At 58.0% G+C, this 16,987-nt stretch carries 17 protein-coding genes and 2 pseudogenes; 2 read left to right on the top strand and 17 right to left on the bottom strand.

From position 1 onward, the window contains the following. Positions 1 to 2: 2 nt before the first annotated feature. Positions 3 to 215, bottom strand: coding sequence for a chemotaxis protein CheW (locus EZI54_RS11460; protein ID WP_242674433.1), 213 nt, complete (start codon positions 213 to 215; stop codon positions 3 to 5). A 53-nt stretch (positions 216 to 268) separates the two neighbouring features. Between EZI54_RS11460 and EZI54_RS11455 the strand changes: the two genes are divergently transcribed. Further along, positions 269 to 634 (top strand): hypothetical protein, encoded by a 366-nt coding sequence (locus EZI54_RS11455; protein ID WP_131482024.1) that lies wholly within the window; start codon positions 269 to 271, stop codon positions 632 to 634. 33 nt (positions 635 to 667) lie between these two features. Here EZI54_RS11455 and EZI54_RS11450 read toward each other — a convergent pair whose 3' ends face one another. Next, on the bottom strand, positions 668 to 976 hold the full coding sequence (locus EZI54_RS11450) for a response regulator (RefSeq protein WP_242674432.1): 309 nt from the start codon (positions 974 to 976) through the stop codon (positions 668 to 670). Positions 977 to 1,060: 84 nt separating this feature from the next. Beyond that, entirely contained in the window at positions 1,061 to 1,348 is a 288-nt protein-coding gene (locus EZI54_RS11445; protein WP_131482023.1) for an STAS domain-containing protein, read from the bottom strand. A 1,260-nt stretch (positions 1,349 to 2,608) separates the two neighbouring features. Between EZI54_RS11445 and EZI54_RS11440 the strand changes: the two genes are divergently transcribed. Further along, positions 2,609 to 4,666, top strand: coding sequence for a sensor domain-containing diguanylate cyclase (locus tag EZI54_RS11440; RefSeq protein WP_131482022.1), 2,058 nt, complete (start codon positions 2,609 to 2,611; stop codon positions 4,664 to 4,666). A 141-nt stretch (positions 4,667 to 4,807) separates the two neighbouring features. Here EZI54_RS11440 and EZI54_RS11435 read toward each other — a convergent pair whose 3' ends face one another. From EZI54_RS11435 to EZI54_RS11380, 14 genes and pseudogenes are all read right to left on the bottom strand, one after another. After that, positions 4,808 to 5,440: a response regulator gene (locus EZI54_RS11435; RefSeq protein ID WP_131482021.1), complete on the bottom strand. Its 633-nt coding sequence runs from the start codon at positions 5,438 to 5,440 to the stop codon at positions 4,808 to 4,810. Next, positions 5,437 to 8,118, bottom strand: a complete 2,682-nt coding sequence (locus EZI54_RS11430; RefSeq protein WP_242674431.1) for a PAS domain-containing protein — start codon at positions 8,116 to 8,118, stop codon at positions 5,437 to 5,439. Before EZI54_RS11430 ends, EZI54_RS11435 begins: the two co-directional genes overlap by 4 nt. Before the next feature lie 39 nt (positions 8,119 to 8,157). Then, positions 8,158 to 8,454, bottom strand: a pseudogene (locus tag EZI54_RS25435) (PAS domain-containing protein); the annotation flags it as partial. 245 nt (positions 8,455 to 8,699) lie between these two features. Further along, positions 8,700 to 10,778: a hypothetical protein gene (locus tag EZI54_RS11425; RefSeq protein WP_131482019.1), complete on the bottom strand. Its 2,079-nt coding sequence runs from the start codon at positions 10,776 to 10,778 to the stop codon at positions 8,700 to 8,702. A 29-nt stretch (positions 10,779 to 10,807) separates the two neighbouring features. Further along, positions 10,808 to 11,503 carry a PilW family protein gene (locus tag EZI54_RS11420; RefSeq protein ID WP_165495733.1) on the bottom strand — a complete coding sequence of 232 codons (696 nt, stop codon included), beginning with the start codon at positions 11,501 to 11,503 and terminating at the stop codon, positions 10,808 to 10,810. A 2-nt stretch (positions 11,504 to 11,505) separates the two neighbouring features. Further along, a complete protein-coding gene (locus tag EZI54_RS11415) occupies positions 11,506 to 11,946 on the bottom strand; it encodes a PilV family protein (protein WP_131482017.1) in 441 nt (146 codons plus the stop codon). Then, positions 11,924 to 12,388 (bottom strand): pilus assembly FimT family protein, encoded by a 465-nt coding sequence (locus tag EZI54_RS11410; RefSeq protein WP_131482016.1) that lies wholly within the window; start codon positions 12,386 to 12,388, stop codon positions 11,924 to 11,926. The genes EZI54_RS11415 and EZI54_RS11410 overlap by 23 nt, the downstream gene beginning before the upstream one ends. Then, positions 12,382 to 12,906, bottom strand: a complete 525-nt coding sequence (locus EZI54_RS11405; RefSeq protein WP_131482090.1) for a type IV pilin protein — start codon at positions 12,904 to 12,906, stop codon at positions 12,382 to 12,384. Before EZI54_RS11405 ends, EZI54_RS11410 begins: the two co-directional genes overlap by 7 nt. Before the next feature lie 222 nt (positions 12,907 to 13,128). Further along, positions 13,129 to 13,412 (bottom strand): annotated as a pseudogene (locus tag EZI54_RS25070) (IS5/IS1182 family transposase); the annotation flags it as partial. 116 nt (positions 13,413 to 13,528) lie between these two features. Next, positions 13,529 to 14,059: a GTP-binding protein gene (locus EZI54_RS11400; protein ID WP_131482015.1), complete on the bottom strand. Its 531-nt coding sequence runs from the start codon at positions 14,057 to 14,059 to the stop codon at positions 13,529 to 13,531. A gap of 8 nt (positions 14,060 to 14,067) precedes the next feature. Continuing rightward, on the bottom strand, positions 14,068 to 14,961 hold the full coding sequence (locus EZI54_RS11395; RefSeq protein WP_131482014.1) for a hypothetical protein: 894 nt from the start codon (positions 14,959 to 14,961) through the stop codon (positions 14,068 to 14,070). A gap of 41 nt (positions 14,962 to 15,002) precedes the next feature. Then, complete coding sequence (locus tag EZI54_RS11390; protein ID WP_131482013.1) at positions 15,003 to 15,359, bottom strand: roadblock/LC7 domain-containing protein; 357 nt, start codon at positions 15,357 to 15,359, stop codon at positions 15,003 to 15,005. Further along, positions 15,359 to 15,784 carry a roadblock/LC7 domain-containing protein gene (locus EZI54_RS11385; RefSeq protein WP_131482012.1) on the bottom strand — a complete coding sequence of 142 codons (426 nt, stop codon included), beginning with the start codon at positions 15,782 to 15,784 and terminating at the stop codon, positions 15,359 to 15,361. Before EZI54_RS11385 ends, EZI54_RS11390 begins: the two co-directional genes overlap by 1 nt. An 842-nt stretch (positions 15,785 to 16,626) precedes the next feature. Beyond that, positions 16,627 to 16,987: transposase (locus EZI54_RS11380; RefSeq protein WP_131482011.1), on the bottom strand; the 361-nt coding region annotated here is incomplete at its 5' end.

Below are 16,987 nucleotides of genomic sequence, written 5' to 3'. Positions count from 1 at the left end.
CCTCACCCTATCCGCTCGGGGCTGAGCATCTTGTCAATTTCCAGCAGCAGCAACATATTGTCCCCGTTGTCGACGATGCGCTGCCCCTCCTCGTGCATGACCTTCAGCACCACGACCACCGTGGTGCCGCAGTACTCCACGAACGGCATACCGAAGAACAGCCGCAAATCCACGATCGGCACGATAATTCCTCGCAGGTTCAAGACACCGCACACGTGAGGCGGCGTACCGGGTATCGCGGAGACCGGCTGCCAGCCCTTGATTTCCTGTGATCAACGAATCCACCTTCTCGGTCCCGACCCGGATCGACGACATCTGCCGGCCGGCTGCGGAGGCTTCCGGCGGAGCGGAGGGGCGAGCCGCCCCCGCTCCGGCATTGGGTGCGGCCTGCATGGCGACCCCGGCGGTCGTCCGCATGGAGGGCTCCGGTGACGACCGGGCGGCAAGCGGCTCGATTCTCAGTTCGCAACCCCCTTCCACCCAGTCGAACACATCGGTGATCGCCCAACCGGTAGCGGGTGAATTCGCCATTTCAGGGGCCGCGGCCGCTACCGTCGATTCGGGGGAGTCATCATCCAACAGCAACCGTAATGCCCCGGCAACGTCCGCCGCACTCAGCGAAGCACCTTCTTAACCGTCGCCGGCAACTGGTCTGGATTGAACGACTTCACCAACCAGCCTGTGGTGCCGGCGGCACGCCCTTCCTGTTTTTATCCGGCCCGGCTTCGGTGGTCAGTACCAGAATCGGGGTAAAGCGAAAGCCGGCGAGTTTGCGCAGCTCTCGGGTCAACGCGAGACCGTCCATCACCGGCATGTTGACGTCAGTCAGGACCAGGTCGAAACCACGCTGCCTGGCAAGTTCCAGCGCCTGCTTGCCGTCTGCCGCCTCGGTCACCGCATGGCCGGCACCCTTAAGTGCGAACGCAACCATCTGACGGATCGAAGCCGCATCGTCGACAGCCAGAATATTTGCCATCTCGCTTAACTCCTGAATCAACTTATTACTTAATCCGATAAAAGCCGCTCCTAACCGCCTGTATCCGACGGGCAGGCCCGTTTTCTATACTGGCGGAGCACGGTAGAACCCAGGCATTCCCAAAATACCGGCAGACTCCAGGAAAGCCGCGCTCGGGTCCGACCAACACAGCCTGACACCATGCGCAGCGGCATCGCGCTCAAGACCGTACAGCAGCTGCAACGCGGCGGTATCTATCCGCTCCAAACGGCTTATATCCAGCTTGATATCGAGATTCTCTTCAATCGCGGCGTACAGCCGGGCGTATACATCGGCCACCTCCGCGATCCCGAAGACCTGTCCGCAATCGATCTCCGCTACACGTCCTGACATACCGGCTCCGTGCCTTGTTTGCCGCCTGCAAAATAGATGTGACGTACAACGCCCTTATATGAGTCAATACGCCCAGTACGATCATTCGTCGCCGCACCGATAGACGCCACGACAAAACATGCTGACATATTGCACTCAACACCAATAGCCGGAAAAATCTTAAATATCAGGCAGGTAAACCCTACAAAACCAGATCCCAGCCTTACCGAAAGTAGGTTTTTCCCTACAAACCCCACCTATATCCCCCGGCCTGGCAAGTACCGACATCCGGCCAGGTCTGCAGCGCGCGATGATGACCTTCTCCACACCGGCAGGCGACGGGGACGCGACAAGGCCCATCACGGGTGGTAACACCAGTGAAACCGGACTGACTCCATCATGGGTTTAGCCGCCTGATGCCCAGGAATGCCCCGGATTCGCAGGCGGCAGGAGACACACGGTTCCGCGTGACGTAAGGCTGGGAAAGGGAATATTCCGAGGAAGCTCGCGCAGCTTCCTCGGCCCCATGCCAGTAGGGGATTTCCACCCGCGATTCAGGACATCACGATCCGGCGGCGTATAGGTGAGCTTGCCTAACGGCAACCCCATATGCAGCCGAATGGATCAACCCGGAGAGCTGAAAAACGGAATCAAGCAGAATTGCGACTCAATCGAACCGCGGGAGGCAGGGAAACCGGAAAGAAAAGAAGCACCTAAAGGATAGCGTAAACAAATCAGCAACTCTGCAATGTCCACGGTCTGAGCAGCTTGGTTATAGTCAATGCAAATGTGGATAACCCATACCACCTTTCGCTAATTGCAACCAACCCACGCCACTACAATGATCGATTATCGGAAAAGAAATGGGTCCCTTGATGCAAGCGCCTGGAAAACCGACTGACCGGAATATTCTGGAAATTGATAAATCTTTACGTTTCCTGACTTTGCTGTTACCTGGTCTATTTGTCGTTAATGGGTATGGATGGGAAAGAGGGTTCAATGTCATTCGTTGAGGTCGTTTATTATAGCCGTTTGAATTTCGCAGTCTTTTTACGGCACTCCGCGTAACAATGAGTCAGCGCGCCGTTCTTGTTTCCTGGTTTCGGTGGATGTTCCTTTAATGTCTTCATCCACCTTTCCTTGTAAATATCGTGACAAACAAGTCATCAGTGTCGTGTATTTCCAAAAGGCCGAACACAGCGGGGACAAACCAAGTGGCGGGGATAACCCCAGGCTCGAACTGCAGTACGCCGTACCCAAGTTGAATAATCGGCCTACGACATGCACTTCTCCCGTTTCTCACTGAAAGTTGTCATCCTTTCCATACTTCCCTTGGGATTATTCGCCACCGCGCTGTTGGTGATTCAGCTCCATGAGGCAAGCCAGTTAACCGAATCGGCCACCAGGATCTCGGATGTCAAAATACAGGAGATCTATCGGTCGCATGTGCGGAACCAGGCCCGAAGTATTGCCGGCCAGGTGAGACTCCGGCTGGAATCGATCCGGAACGAGTTGAACATCCTGCGCGGCTCGGCACAGCTCCTGATCGACCGGCCCTCCCTTGCGGGACTGGGCGCCAAGGTGAATCAGGTCGACTTTTTCCACAATCATTTGATCTACAACGATAAGCAGCACTGGGCGAACCTGGCGCAGTCCGATGACGATATCAGCATGAGTGTATGGGGATATCTACTCGGGTCCGACGGGCGGATGAACGAGGCAACACGCCGGCATGTTGCCCTGGTGTCTGGCATCAAACCGTTACTGTTCTCCATCGGTCATTACGGCATGCCCAAGGGATGGCTGTATGTGGTCGGCCCCAAGACAACACCGGTGATGACGATGACACCCTGGGCTCAAATGCCGGCGATCTTCGACAAGGAGTATCCGGGCCACAACACCCACAACTGGTGGGATATGTTCTTTCCCGGCATTGTTGAGGGCTGGACATCCTGGCTCCCGAAGCTGCCCGACCCCGAAAGTCAGGTGACATTGACGCCGCTGTATAAAGATGCCGGCGGCACCGGCCTGATGGTCACGTTCTTCGCACCGCTATGGAATGCGGATCGCACGGCCAATGCGGGCGCCGCGGCAGTCGACTACCCCCTCAATAACCTGGTCAACCTGGTCAAGAAGGGGCAGATCAGCCACCAGGGTTTCTCCTTCATCATGGACAGCAGTGGCGGCAATATACTTGGTCTCAAGCCAGAGTGGGCGAAAACACTGGGACTCAGCGAGAAAAAGCGCACCGACTCCGGTGTCACACAAAGTTATTTCAAGCTCTCCGACAGCAAGAACGACAAGCTGCGACAGGTCGCCGGAGAACTGGAAGGCGACGATTTGCCACTTCATACCTTTACCGATGCCCAAGGCCAACCCTATCTGCTGGCATTCAAGAAAATAACCGCCTTTAACCGGTGGAACGGCCATGGGCCCGGGATAAACCGCGATACGCTCTATCTTGGAACAACCGTTCCATTGACGGAAGTCAAGGAGGTTCGCGATGCGATCAAAACCGAGATCTCAACGATCTCCGAACGATCGCAACACTTTATGGTGCTGTCCGCCCTGGGGGTGGCGCTGCTGGTCGCAGGACTCGCAACGCTCTTCGCCTGGCGGCAAACCCGTCAGATACGCCTGCTCAATGAGTGTGTCGACGCGGTACGCAACAAGGATTTCACCGGCCAGGTCGAGGTGGCCGCCAAGGATGACCTGGGTGACCTTGCCCGCGCCTTCAACAAGATGGTCATGGAGCTGAACGAGTCGCATCAGCAGGCCAGCCATTACAGCCGGGCGTTGGAAGATAAGGTCCGTGAACGCACAAGGGAGCTGGAAGAGAAAAATGCCGCCCTCGAACAACTGAGCGTCACGGATGCCCTGACGGGACTCTACAACCGTCACAAGCTGGATCAGGTGTTGATCTATGAACAGAATCGCTTCCAGCGTTACGGCCACATTTTCAGCGTCATACTGCTGGACATCGACCATTTCAAGTTGGTCAACGACCTGCATGGTCATTCGATCGGCGATGACGTGCTCAAGCAGGTCGCGGATATACTGGCGTGGAATACGCGCCAAACCGACTCGGTCGGTCGCTGGGGTGGCGAAGAATTTCTGATTGTCTGCACCGATACCGATCTGGACGGCGCGGCCACGCTTTCCAACCTGTTGCGACAACGGATCGCATCCCACGACTTTCCACACCTCGAAGGGATTACCGCCAGTTTCGGCGTTACGGAATACCGCGCTGGCGACAACGAATCGCTGGTGGTCTCGCGCGCCGACGATGCACTCTACCAGGCCAAGCACGCGGGCCGGAACAAGGTATTCGGGCTCTGACAATCAACTGCGGGCTCCGGCACTGCAATAACGAACGATCGGAGATGGAACGGGACTATGAGGGCTTATCCCGCAACGGAAACTGGCCATGAAGGCCCGAGGTCTGGTTTTGACCCTGCCCCATCTTAATGACCCTACCGCTTATTCGATCATGCGGTGCCTCATGGCATAGGTAACCAACTCGGCGTTGTTGTTTATGCCGGCTTTTTTCATCAGCCGCGTTTTATGGGTGCTGACGGTCTTGTTGCTGATCGCTAACTGGTCGGCGATCTCATTCAGGGTGAGGCCCTTGGCCAGCAGGTGAAGGATTTGTCGTTCCCGACGGGTCAAGTCCCCTGGCGACGTACGGTTTCCCGTGACCTCGAGATCGAAGGCGATGCGTTCGGCAAGTTCCGGATGGATGGCGCGCCCCCCGGCCGCGAGCTTTCGGATGGCGCCCACCAACATGTCTGGCTCGCAATCCTTGGTCAGGTAACCGCTGGCCCCCGCCTTCAACTTGCGTTTGGCAATCTGCGTCTCGTTGAACATGGTCAGGATCAGGATGGGCAGCTCGGGGTAGCGGTCGTGTATCCGGGCCACCAGACTTTCCCCGCTCAGGCCCGGCATGGAAACGTCGAGCATGACAACATCGAAGGCAACCCGTCTCAGGGCCTCCAGGACCTCGCCACCGTTCGATGCCTCGGCTTTCACGCGGATGTCATCGGTACCGTCGAACAGTCGCTTCAGGCATTCGCGCATCAGGGTATGGTCGTCCGCGATCAACACGTCGATCATGACGCTTTCCTCGGATGGATCGGTATGGTGATTCTGAGTGTCGTGCCATGTCCGGGTGCGCTGTCCAGCGTCATCTGACCGTTGAACGACAGCACCCGCTCCTGCATGCCAATCAGGCCAAATGACTGCTGGCTGACGATGGCTTCTGGGTTGAAGCCGCAGCCGTTGTCCCGGATGGTAAGGCGGTAACCGGATCCATAGTGGTGCAAACGAATCCAGACCTGGTCCGCCCCGGAATGCCGCCCGACATTGGACAGTGACTCCTGCACCAGCCGGAACACCATGGTGGCCCGTTCTTCATCGAGTTGGATGCCTTCCTGCGTGGACAGCTTGCAATGGATGCCGCTGTGACGGGCGAACTCCTGGGTCAGCCATTCCAGGGCGGAGGCGACGCCTGTATTGAGTACCGCCGGTCTCAGGGACGTTGCGATGTTGCGAACCGTCTCTATGGTCCTGTCCACCAGGCCGGTCATATCGTTCAGTTTCTGCCTTAGCGAGCTGTCTTCCGCTGGCAGTTGGGACCCGGTCAGGCTCAGGTTCAGGCGCAGTGTGGTCAACAACTGTCCCAGTTCGTCATGGATTTCATGGGCGATACGCTTGCGCTCCGCTTCCAGTTCGGCTTCCCGTCGGACGCCCAGTTCCCGCAACAGACTCCTGGACTCACGCAGTTCGTGGTCGACCTGCTTTTGGCGAGTAATGTCCTGGCCTACCGACAGGACACTCGCGAAATCGCCCAGCTCATTCTTCTCCGGTACGAACAGGAGGCGGTGCCACTCCTGGGGATTTGAAAAATAGATTTCGAGTTCCACCAGGCAGTCAAGCTCCACCGCCTTCTCATGCGCGCTTATTAGCTGGGCATGCTCGGCGGGCGTGACCCAGGGCGAGGGGGGAACACCGGGGCCTGCGTTGCCGTCGAACTCAGGCCCCATCCAGGTCCGAAGCGCAGGATTGACATACAACAGGCGGCCACTGGGAGTCGTTCGGCAGATGTAGTTGGGGGAGTTCTCCACCAGCGAGAGCAACTGGAATTCCGTTTCCTTCAGGGCCGTGATGTCCCGCATCACGGCCAGCACCGAGCAGACGTTGCCCTCGGGTATGAACTCGGGAACGAAGCGAACATCCTGGTACCTGACATGCCGTTTGTCCGCCCCCCCCAGCCGAATCACCAGATGGGCTTCGACGCCAGTTTGCTGCACGGACCGCCATGCTTCCTGATAGGCGCAACGGTCAGCCGGCATGATCCGTTGTTCCAGGGCGGCGGAGACTTCGCCGTAGGGCGTGTCGGCGCCGCCTATCAATTCACGCAATACGGGGTTGATGTACAGGGTGTCTCCATCGGCACCATATCTGACGACGCCGTCGGGTGAGTTGTCCACCAACGCCCGGAACTCCTGTTCACGGGTATGCAGCAGTTTTTCCGCTCGCCTGTGCTCCGTGACATCCCTGCTGATCAGCACGACGCGATGATAGCCGCCGTTCGGGCGGCGTACGGGAATCATCGCGCAATGTAATATACGCCGGCCGACGGGAAGGTCAAACCAGGCTTCACCTTCCACCATCTCTCCCCGGGCGAGGCACTGGTGACAGTGGGCGTTGATCCGGGCCGCCAGCTCCTGGGAAAGCGTGGCGATCTCATCCGTCGTTTTCCCCACCATATGCCGGCTTGGGATACCCACGGTTCTCTCCATGGCCGGGTTGGCTTCCAGGACACGGAGACGCTGGTCCCCGGTGATTTCCAGCAATGCCAGGGCGTCAAGGGCGTTGTCAAAGATATCGCGATAGCGCTGATGGCTTTCCTGGACCTGCCGTTCAGCCCGTTGCCGCTCCAGGGCGATGGCGGCAAAATGACTGGCTCGCCGGGCAATCCGCTTGACGCCGGTCTCCGACGGCTTGCCGGTGGTGTGCAGATAAATACAAAAGGTGCCCAGTACCTTACCCTTGCCGCTGATGATGGGCGTCGACCAGCAGGACAAGAAGCCGGCGTCGAGGACTATGTCCCGGCAGGCCTGGAAATAGGGATGGTTGGCCGTGTCCTCGACCTGGACCGCCTGTTTCAGGGCAGCCGCCGTGCCGCACGCACCCTGGCCTACCCCGATCGGAACAGGAGCAGCCCGGATGGCATCCAGGAATCGGGCCGGCAACCGGTTGGATGGGCCCGGTTCAAGGTGGGTGCCGCCCTCGTTCACCAGCATAATGGACGCCACGGCCTCGGGGCAGGTCTCCTCAACATAGTTCACGATCAGTTGCAGGCTTTTCGCCGGAAGGGTCCCCCTAGTCAGGCTCTCCAGGATGCCATATCTCAATGTCTCCAGCTGTTGCACCTTCGAAACATCGAGGGCGAAGACCATCGTGCGGTTCATTCCAGCGTACTTGAGCGGGACGAAACGGATATTGACCGGGAATCTCTCGCCATCGCTACGGAGGTGGTAGGAATCCTGGACGGGCGTGTTTCGCTGGGCGTGCTCGGCGGGGGCACAGGTGTCGTTGTTGAAATTCGGGTCGATGTCGTTAAAAGACAGGCGAAGGAGTTGTTCCCGCCTATACCCCAGGGTTTCGCAGGCAACCTGGTTGGCGTCCAGGATTCTGCCGTTGGCACCAATCAGGTAGGCCGCTTCCTGCACATGATCAACGGCCAGGCTGGCGAAGCCCGGACTCGGCCCGGAAGCTGGTGGATCCACAACTGTATCCTGCCCGGGAAATCCCGTCACTTGCAGGATAATACCCCTGGGGTTCACTCCGTCACCGAGCGGGGCGGTAACACACCGCAGCTCCAGGATCCGCCCGTCCTTGTGTCTAAAGAGACAGTGGCTGCCGGCCATGTCCCGGTCATGGCCATTATGGATTAAAACGGATTCCGCCGCATTTTCCATCAGCAAAGGCAGTGAGCGGTCCCGTAGCTCTTCACGCCAATAGCCGAGCAGGCGGGCGAATGCGTCATTGCAGCGACTCAAAACAAGCCCGGGCGCCAGGATGGCGCATGGCACGGGAGACTGTTCGAAGAGCGCTTCAAACATCGGACTGTTTCGATTCAAAGGGCCGGGGAATCCGTATACAGACATTCCTGAAAGCCATTTCCACAACCTTAAGTATTGCACAGAAAATCGCCCATGCGGCGATTATTAAGTCCCACTATGATCAGGAACGGAGCAACTCGTTCACCGATACGTCAGGCTTGGACGGCGCGATTTTCTCACGGGGAAGACAGCCCCTCGTTTCATGGCGGGCGTTTTCGATGGGGGCGTCCCTGCCCAATGACCGGTCAGAGGGAGCGCGCCCGGTAGCCAGCCAGTACCCGCTCCGGTTTTCCGCCGCCCCCCTTTCCGCCTGTGAATGTCCGCAGTTGGCCCGCCGTGAGCTTGCTGGTATCCACGATCAGTCCGCCCGCCGAAATCTCGGTGCTGCCCTGCTCGCCGCTTTCCTGGTTGACATTGAGCCCCACCGACAGCGCCCCTGTAATCTGGGTCGTACCAGCGGCCGTGTCGATATCGTCGCCGACGATGACGTGCCCCGAGATCGTCCAACTGTTGGTGCTGAAATCCTGGTTGGTCATGACGGCGTTGTTGGCCAGGGGGAACTTGGGCACGGTATTGCCGTCGCCGTCCTTGGTCATTGCCAACTTATAGCGGTCCCCGCCGCCTTTTTCGCACAGTTGCCTCGGATAGAAATCCTGGTTGCAGATATCCGCGGCCTTCGCGAAATTAGGGGCGGTCAGCGCAAAGAGTCCCCCGGCAGCGGTCAGGTTCAGGTCGCCGGTGCTGAGCAGTGTGTTGTACAGCGGGCTCCCGTACAGCGGGGAAGCACGAGCTCCGGATACACCATTTAACGTGAACCGGGTGGCCGTCAGGTTTTTCTGGTCTGGATCGCCCGTTCCGCCGAACACGATGATTCCCCTGGGGAGGGCAAAGAGACCGGTAAAGGTCCAGCCGTCATCCGCACTGGCCCAATGGCCACACCAGTCTCCGGTATACCACCAATTGCACTGCAGGAAGTCATGGCCATCCAGGGTCCGCACATCGGTTTCACGGAGATTGATGGTCTGGTCGATACTCTTGCCGTCGCTGTCATTGACATTCTGGATCTTGAGCATGGGATCGCCCGAGGTCTTGTCAAAATAGAAGATGTAATTCGCCTGGGCGATCAGGTTGTTGACGTCGAAGGCCGTGACCTCCACATGACACTCGGGAAAACCGGCCAATCCAGGGTGGACATGCTGCTGCTTGACGCTTAAATGGGGGATAGGTTCGCTAACGACAGCGCCTTTGTCGCCCTTGCCCCTTCCCTTACCGTTGCCGTTGCCTTCGACCCGCACCTGGCCGGCGATGGTGCTGGGCTGGTCAAACAGGGGTATATGGCTTTTGCTGCTAACGATAAAGTCGTGTCCCCCGGTCAGCGTACCGAACTGCCTCATCTCGTCGGCGCCGTTACCCAGGTGGAAGTCGTGGTTGACCTTGACTTCGGTGAACCGACCACCGGGACTGACCGTAATATTGTTCGCGTGCATGAAATCCACGGTACCAATACCGGCGTTATTGATGGTGATGTCCCCATTGGCCTTGATGGCCTGGTAGCTGCCACCGCCGCCATTAATAGTGACGTTGTCCCCCCATATGGACATGTCGCTCGCGTCCTGGCCGTCGACGGTGACATCGCCGCCGGAAGAGTATAGGTGGCCGTGATCGGGAATGCCGCCGCCGTTAATGGTGATGTCCCCGGTCGCGCAGCCGGAAATATCCGAGGTGGCCGCGGACTGCATGATGATGTCGCCGTTGACGGCGATATTGCGGTAGTCGCTGTTACCGGTGACGTCCAGGCCACCGCCGGCAATACTCAGGTCGCCGTTGAAGACCAGGGGGGTTGTGATGACTTCCGGGGTGGGTGGATTGTTCTGGGTGATCCGGTAGGCCACCTGCAGTGGGGTATGGCTGTCCGCGCTGCTGCCCGTGACATTGAAGCAGGCGATGGTACTGTTGCCACTGGTGCTGGAACAACCGCTCTGGTAACTCGCCACGGCGATGTCAGTGTCGCTGCCGACCTTGCTGAACTTCAGGTTGCCGAGCCCGTTCAGGAACGCGTCCAGGCTGGTGTCCGGATCCGCACTCAGGTTGTTGTTCAGGTAGGCGGTCAAGGCCTGGACACCGGCCCAGGCGTAGATCTCGGACTGGGTTTGCGCGTGCACCGTCATCTGGCTCTTTTGGGAACCGCGCACGTAGGACATGGTGCCCATGGCCACCACCGTGGCCGACAAGCCCGTCAGCAGCACCAGCAACAGGGCGGCAATACCTCTTTGGCGGTGAAGGCCGCGACCTGGAGTAACAATGGTTTTTTTACACTTGGCCATAAAGTGCTCCGGGTATGACAGTGCTCGGTTTAGAAGTTGACCAGACAGGTGGTGGACACCTGGGCCGCTCCGGCGGCGTAACCGTTTGCAGCCAGGGTGACCGTGAATTTGCCGGTGTTGACGGACTCGGCGGCCAAGCCAGGCGGCTGGCAGCTGCTACTGGCCAGCGTAACGCCGACCCGTCCAGTACTCGCCAGGTTGGCGGAATCGACCGATGGCGGGGCAATCAGTGCCGTGTTGGTTTGCCAGTTATTGCTGCTACCGGTCAGCGGAGTCGCACCGCCGGTGGCGGTCAGGGTCAGCAGCCCCCCCTTGGCCGGCGCGTACAAGCCCTCCAGGGTGTCGCCGCTACGCCATAGCAGGGCCCAGCCGGCTCCGGCCTTCACGGGTGTTCCCAGGCTCTTACTGGCAACGGGGGTGCCATGGAAAGCACCGCTTTTGTCCAGGCGGGCCTTCGAGATCAACAGCAGGTCCGTGCCATAGCCAGGGGTGGCGGCATCGGCGGCGGAGGAGAAACCGGCGCCCTGGAGCAGCTTGTGCGCGGTTAACAGGCCGAGTTGGACGTCTCCATCCAGGCTGGCTCCGACCTTGACTTCCACACTGTTCCGGGTCATGCCCTGGAACAGGGAGAGGATGGAAATGATGGCCACCAGTGAAATCACCAGCGTCACCATCAATTCCACCAGGGAGAACCCTTGTTGTTGCGTGGGGGGGCGTATGCTCATGTTCATGGGTTAATCACAACCTGTCCGCCGAAGAGCTCCCGACTGGTGTCGTCGTTGTTTGTGGATATTCGGGGGATAGGGACGTTGACATTGTCCGCGGTGAATCCCTTGGTGTCCGACGTGATCTGAATAACCGTGTCCTGACTGCTGCATTGGGCAGAGACCCTGACCCCGGTGTCCTCGCCGATCGACAGCTGGGAGTTGGCGGTGTCGGCGCTGTTACACTGCCCGCTCATGATCTGGTTGCGCATCTGGCCGACGGTTAGCCCGAGGACATTCATGTCCTTTTGCGCCACGGCCGACCGGCCCATGAGATAGGTCATGCCCAGCCCAATGATGGCAGTGAGCAGCAAGGTCACCAGCGCCTCGATCAGGCCGATGCCCTGTTGACGGTGGCGCGCGTACGCTATCCGGGAGCGTTCACTGCAAGGTGCCGGCATCACTGGGGCCTCCTTTAATGGTTAGGGTGTAATGCACACAACCCAAGTCTGCCGGCAGGCCCCTGGCGGTCAGGGCCAGGGTATTGGGGACCGCGCAACCCGGCGCATCGCCCAGGGCAACCGTGGTGTCGGTATCCACCTGGCCGGACCACAGGGTGAGCACCTTGGTGCTGTCGTCCGGGTCCGGATAGTCCACCGAAAGCTTGTTGCCGTTCACCCTCAGGGTGGCGGCGACGGCGTTGCCGCTGACGTTGGCCGTATTCCGCAGGGCCAGGGCGCGCGCCGTGGCATAGGCTTCCTTTAGCACATCGTGGGCGTGGTTCAGGTGAGTGCTCTTTACCCAGCCCGCTCCCAGGGGGGCGGCAAGCAGCGCCAGGATCATGATGATGGTCATCACGACCATCAGTTCAATCAGGGACAGCCCCCGCTCGTAGCGCCTTACCATGACGCCAGGCCGCCACAGCCGGGTCCGTCATTGGACGTGCGCACATTGCCATTGTTCAAGGTGAGCACGCAGTTGCTGTTGAGGGTGTTTCCCCGGCCGGTCGCGGTGAGCTTGTAGGTCCGACCCTTGTCCTTGCCGGTTTTCAGGACGCTCAGTGTATAGGTGAAATTGTCCGCTTCGGCGGGCTGCCACAAGGAATTGGCCGGCAATGCCGATTTGCTGTCCACACCGTTCACATAGCGAATGGTGCCGTCTGTCGATGTCGTGGGGAGGTTCACACCATCGGGTAGCCCGGTACTCGTGTCGTAGGGGTAACGAAGCCGGCGTTGGTAGATGTTTTCCATAACAAGGCCGAGCGCCACCAGATCACCGGCGGCGGCCTTGGCGTGGCTGCTTTTGACATAATTCTGATAGCTCGGAATGGCAATGCTCGCGAGAACGGCGACAATCACCACAACGACCATCAGTTCAATAAGGGTAAAGCCACGCGCAGCTCGGCGGCTGTATCGGGGAAACATGGTCGGCACATCAGGCTCCTTTCGATCACCTGCTCGACGTTGTTTTCGGCAGCCTAATTCTGCGAAAAACAATAAGGCAGCATGATGTGGGGAAAGTCGCGGGCTGAATAGCCGGGAAATTCTGATTTTTCGTAGGATCTTGATGACTGGTTGTCGGAAAATCCCGACAGGAAACGCCGGAAAAGGCTTCCCTGCCTCCCACGTGACACCTCACGGGATCAAACAGAGGTTACTCCAGGGGACTCGGGATTGCACCAGGCCGATAAGGACACCATGCTCCGACAGCGCATACATGTGCCTGAGTAGCTGCAAGCCCACATGCGGCCGGATGGGTGTACCGGGCGCCCGGCTTCCACCGCATACGGCCGGCCAGGATGTTGTTCGCAGGCGGTCCAGTCGATCCGATTGGCCATTTACACCCGTTCATGCCGGGAGTCAAGAACGTCTTCGAGGGAGGCTTCCAGCAGATGTCGTTGTGGTGCCTGGCGCTTATCCCATGGAATCATGGGCTTTTCTTCCGGGTTTTAAGCAAAACGGTAATATTTGTGCCAGACATTATACCCCGAACCCAGGCCAGCTCATTACCTTCGTTCACGTTTTTTACTTTTGCAGTACCGACTCGTTACTGGTTCGGTGCCCGGCTTACCAGCATCACTCGCAATAGCTGCTTGACGTCGGTGGCTTCACGGGCGTCTATCGACAGCATTGGCGTGGCGCCCGCGCATCTGTTGACCACTTGCCGCAGCCGGTTCAAGGAAAATTCCGGGCTACAGTCTGTCTTGGTAATGCCGATAACAAGCAACAGATCCGGACCGAATGAGGCCAAGGACTGCAGCCAATGCTCGGTGTCCCCGTATAAGTGCTCGGAACTTGCATCCAGCAACAGTATGGCCCCCAATGCGCCATCCGCAAGAATGTCGCGCATGAAGCCCAGGCGCTTTTGACCAGGTAATCCATACAGGTGGATGATCTCACCGTCCAGCTCCAGATAGCTGTAATCCATGGCCACTGTGGTGGTCGTTTTTTCCCCAATGGGGCCATCGGACAACGGCGCTTCGGTTTCAATCGGGCCCGAGGTCGAGATCGCACGGATAGCTGTTGTTTTTCCCGCGCCGACCGGCCCGGCGAATAGCAGTTTGTTGTGAATACTCACGGTTTTCCCTAAATCCCTAACCAGCGCCGTAACGCACCGACAACGCCGTTTTTTTCCTGGGGCCCATATTCCATTTGAAGGGGTGCCGGGGGAGCCTTGCCAGAATTCTGTACAAGGAGTCCCGCGACGCGGCAAGCGTGGAGAAAGGACGCCACCACCACTTCGGACGATACGGCACCGAGCGATTCCAGCCCCACCGGTTTACCCAATAGGATAGCAGACAAACTGGCAACATCACTGCCATGCCGTTTGTTATGGATGTCGGGCCAACCGGTCAAATTTACCGCGTCCGCGTGGGGCCAAACAACGCGGTTACGCGCGACAAGCGAGTTGAACACGAGGTTCTCGATGCTGGTGCACACCTCTAGCTTGCGGGCATTGAAGCCCGGTGGGGGAGCCAGGACCTCGACAGGCCGGCAATGGCTCAGGTGGTGAGCCACCGTGGCCAGTTCTCGATGCGAGCCGGCCCGGCACAAACCGGTATCGGCTTCAAACATGACGTCCGCACTTCCAGCAACCAGGCGCTTTCCCCGGGCCAGATCAAGCGTTTCAGGCGTGATACCGGTTGTACCTGGTTCAGCGCCGGACAACGCCTCTACAAGGCGAAAATACTCGATGACCGGCCGCTCCCGGTGAATAGAGCGCTCGCCGTTCAAAGGGGTGGATGGCAAATCCTCACGGTCACCAACGACCAGCAATGGAATCTTTCGGCGTCTGGCAACTTCTGCAACGCGGCGGCCAAAGCCATCCTGACAATCAATGATCGCCAAATCGACACCGGCGCCTTCCCATCGACTCAACACGGGCTTGAAGCCTCTTCCACGCAACAGATTCGCTACGAGATTAAGCTTTCGCACCATGCCTTCGTCACAGCCAGCATGGGCAATTCTCAGGCGGGTCATTGGAGGGGGTCCGTTTTGGTTGCCATCTACCTATACATTGTTCAGCTAAAATCCATGCTCTTCTCGAAAGAACGCAGACTATAGCGAGCCAAGGCCAGGTTGGACTTCGCTTTGTCCAGGACCAGGTAAAGGAAGATCTTGTTATTGGTCTCAAGCGGGCGAATCAGATGGTACTGTTTGGATTGCGTAATGAGAATGTCTTCCACGGAGTCATCAAGTCCCAGCGAAGCAGCAACTTTCATTTTGGCTCTCAGCACATTGGCATTACCCGCGGCCGCAAGCTCCAGGTTAATGGCGTTGCCGTCACCGGCCATCAGCATGCCCGATTCCATGTCAACCAGGGCTGCCGCCAAGTAACCATCAATATTCCGAACTTCCGAAAACTCAATCCTTGCCATTATGTATACCTATGGGTGTCATGCGGTAAATTGGTCATCATTTCCCCCATATCGCGGGCGATACGTATGACGGTTGCCAGATTGTTCTGCTCACCACTGGCAACACATAGTTGGTAGGGTTTTCCACCCAGTTCCAGGCGAACGATGACCGCATTGCCCTTGAGGCAGGACAGCGCAATTTCCCCATTCTGGGAGCCCAGCACTTCCTGGCAGAATCTTTGGGATAGAGACATCAGGGCGCTGGAAAACGCTGCCTGGCGGGAAGTCGCTTCTTCCTGGCTTTCACAGGTGGACACACATAAACGACCATCGGCCGTTGCCAGCAGGGCCACGGACTCCCCATCAAGGACGGTCAGGCGTCGAGTCATTAGTTTTCTGGTAGCTCGAACGTATATGTCTTTATTGAATACAGCTTGCTCGCTCACCAGATGTTCCCGCTGTTCTTAAAATGGCAAGCCATGCTACAAAAAAATCGATGAGGGGCATCACTGGCTGATGGTCTATAACATGATTGCAAAAACCAGCACCGGCTTACAGCTCACCGGCCCATCGGGCTGGACGTGACAGGCGATATACGGACCGGACTCGATGAAGGGGCTTCGAAGGTCTCTTTACCCCAATAGGTGCAAAATCTGATCTTGCCCGTCGTGCGGAAAAGGCCGCGGCCCAGGTCCCGGACCATGACTTCCGGGTGACGTTCCAGATACCCAGTGAACGGTTACCTGAAGGATAAATGGAGACCAATCAGTCCAAAAAACGGCCCCAAAACAACCGTACGGCGATCAGGACGTCCATACCAAAAGCAACAACAAGTAAAAAGGAAGCCACACAAGAGAAAGCAAAGATGCCAAAGACAAAACGGTCGGCAAGCCCCAGCGACTATCAATATCAAAGGCCCTTGCCGCATCCAGGTTTCGAAGGGGTCCTCGCTAAACCACCAAACCATCGCCACACCGGTTAAGCAAAGCGCAATGCCTAGCAAAAGCCGCCCGGCCCGAGAAAGAGGAGCGTGCTTCCACTGGCCAGAAGGCTGTTGATACCCACCGCGAAAGTGCCCGCTGCAAGCAGGCTACTTCCGATACCAGTTGCGGTGTTTCCCATTTCAAACCGAGAGACGGCATCGCTAAGGAAGGTCTGAATAACCGCTGATTTTTGCTGAATTTGGTTTTAATCGGCAAAAAATCGAAGATTCAGACACTATTTTCCCGTTATTTGTGTGTTCCTTGCCTGTTTCCCGCCAGTTTGGCGGAACACAGGCGCACTGGTTCTACGCCAGCAGGTATTTTTCACCGATCAGCAGGTTGCTGAACGCTGCCAGCAAATGCAGCCGGTTGCTGTTTTTGGCAAGACCACGATAGCGGACCTTGCCATAGCCGAAGACCTGCTTGATGTACCGAAAGGGATGCTCAACCTTGGCACGAACACTGGCTTTGAGTTTTTCGGCTTTTAGTTTATCGGCATCCAGCTTCTTCCGGGTGCCAGGCCGTTTGGCAATGAACCAGGAGACGTTTTCGCGGTGCTTATGCTCATCCCGCTTCTGAATGCCAAGGTAACCGGCGTCGCCGAAGACTCTCTGCTCTTCGCCATGCAGCAGATTGTCGGTGGGCACGATGTCGTGCACGTTGGCC

This window comes from Marinobacter halodurans (assembly GCF_004327985.1).
In the GTDB taxonomy this organism is placed as follows: Bacteria; Pseudomonadota; Gammaproteobacteria; order Pseudomonadales; family Oleiphilaceae; genus Marinobacter_A; species Marinobacter_A halodurans.
Note: the sequence above shows the minus strand (reverse complement) of the source record. Positions and strands in the feature narration are given on the sequence as shown.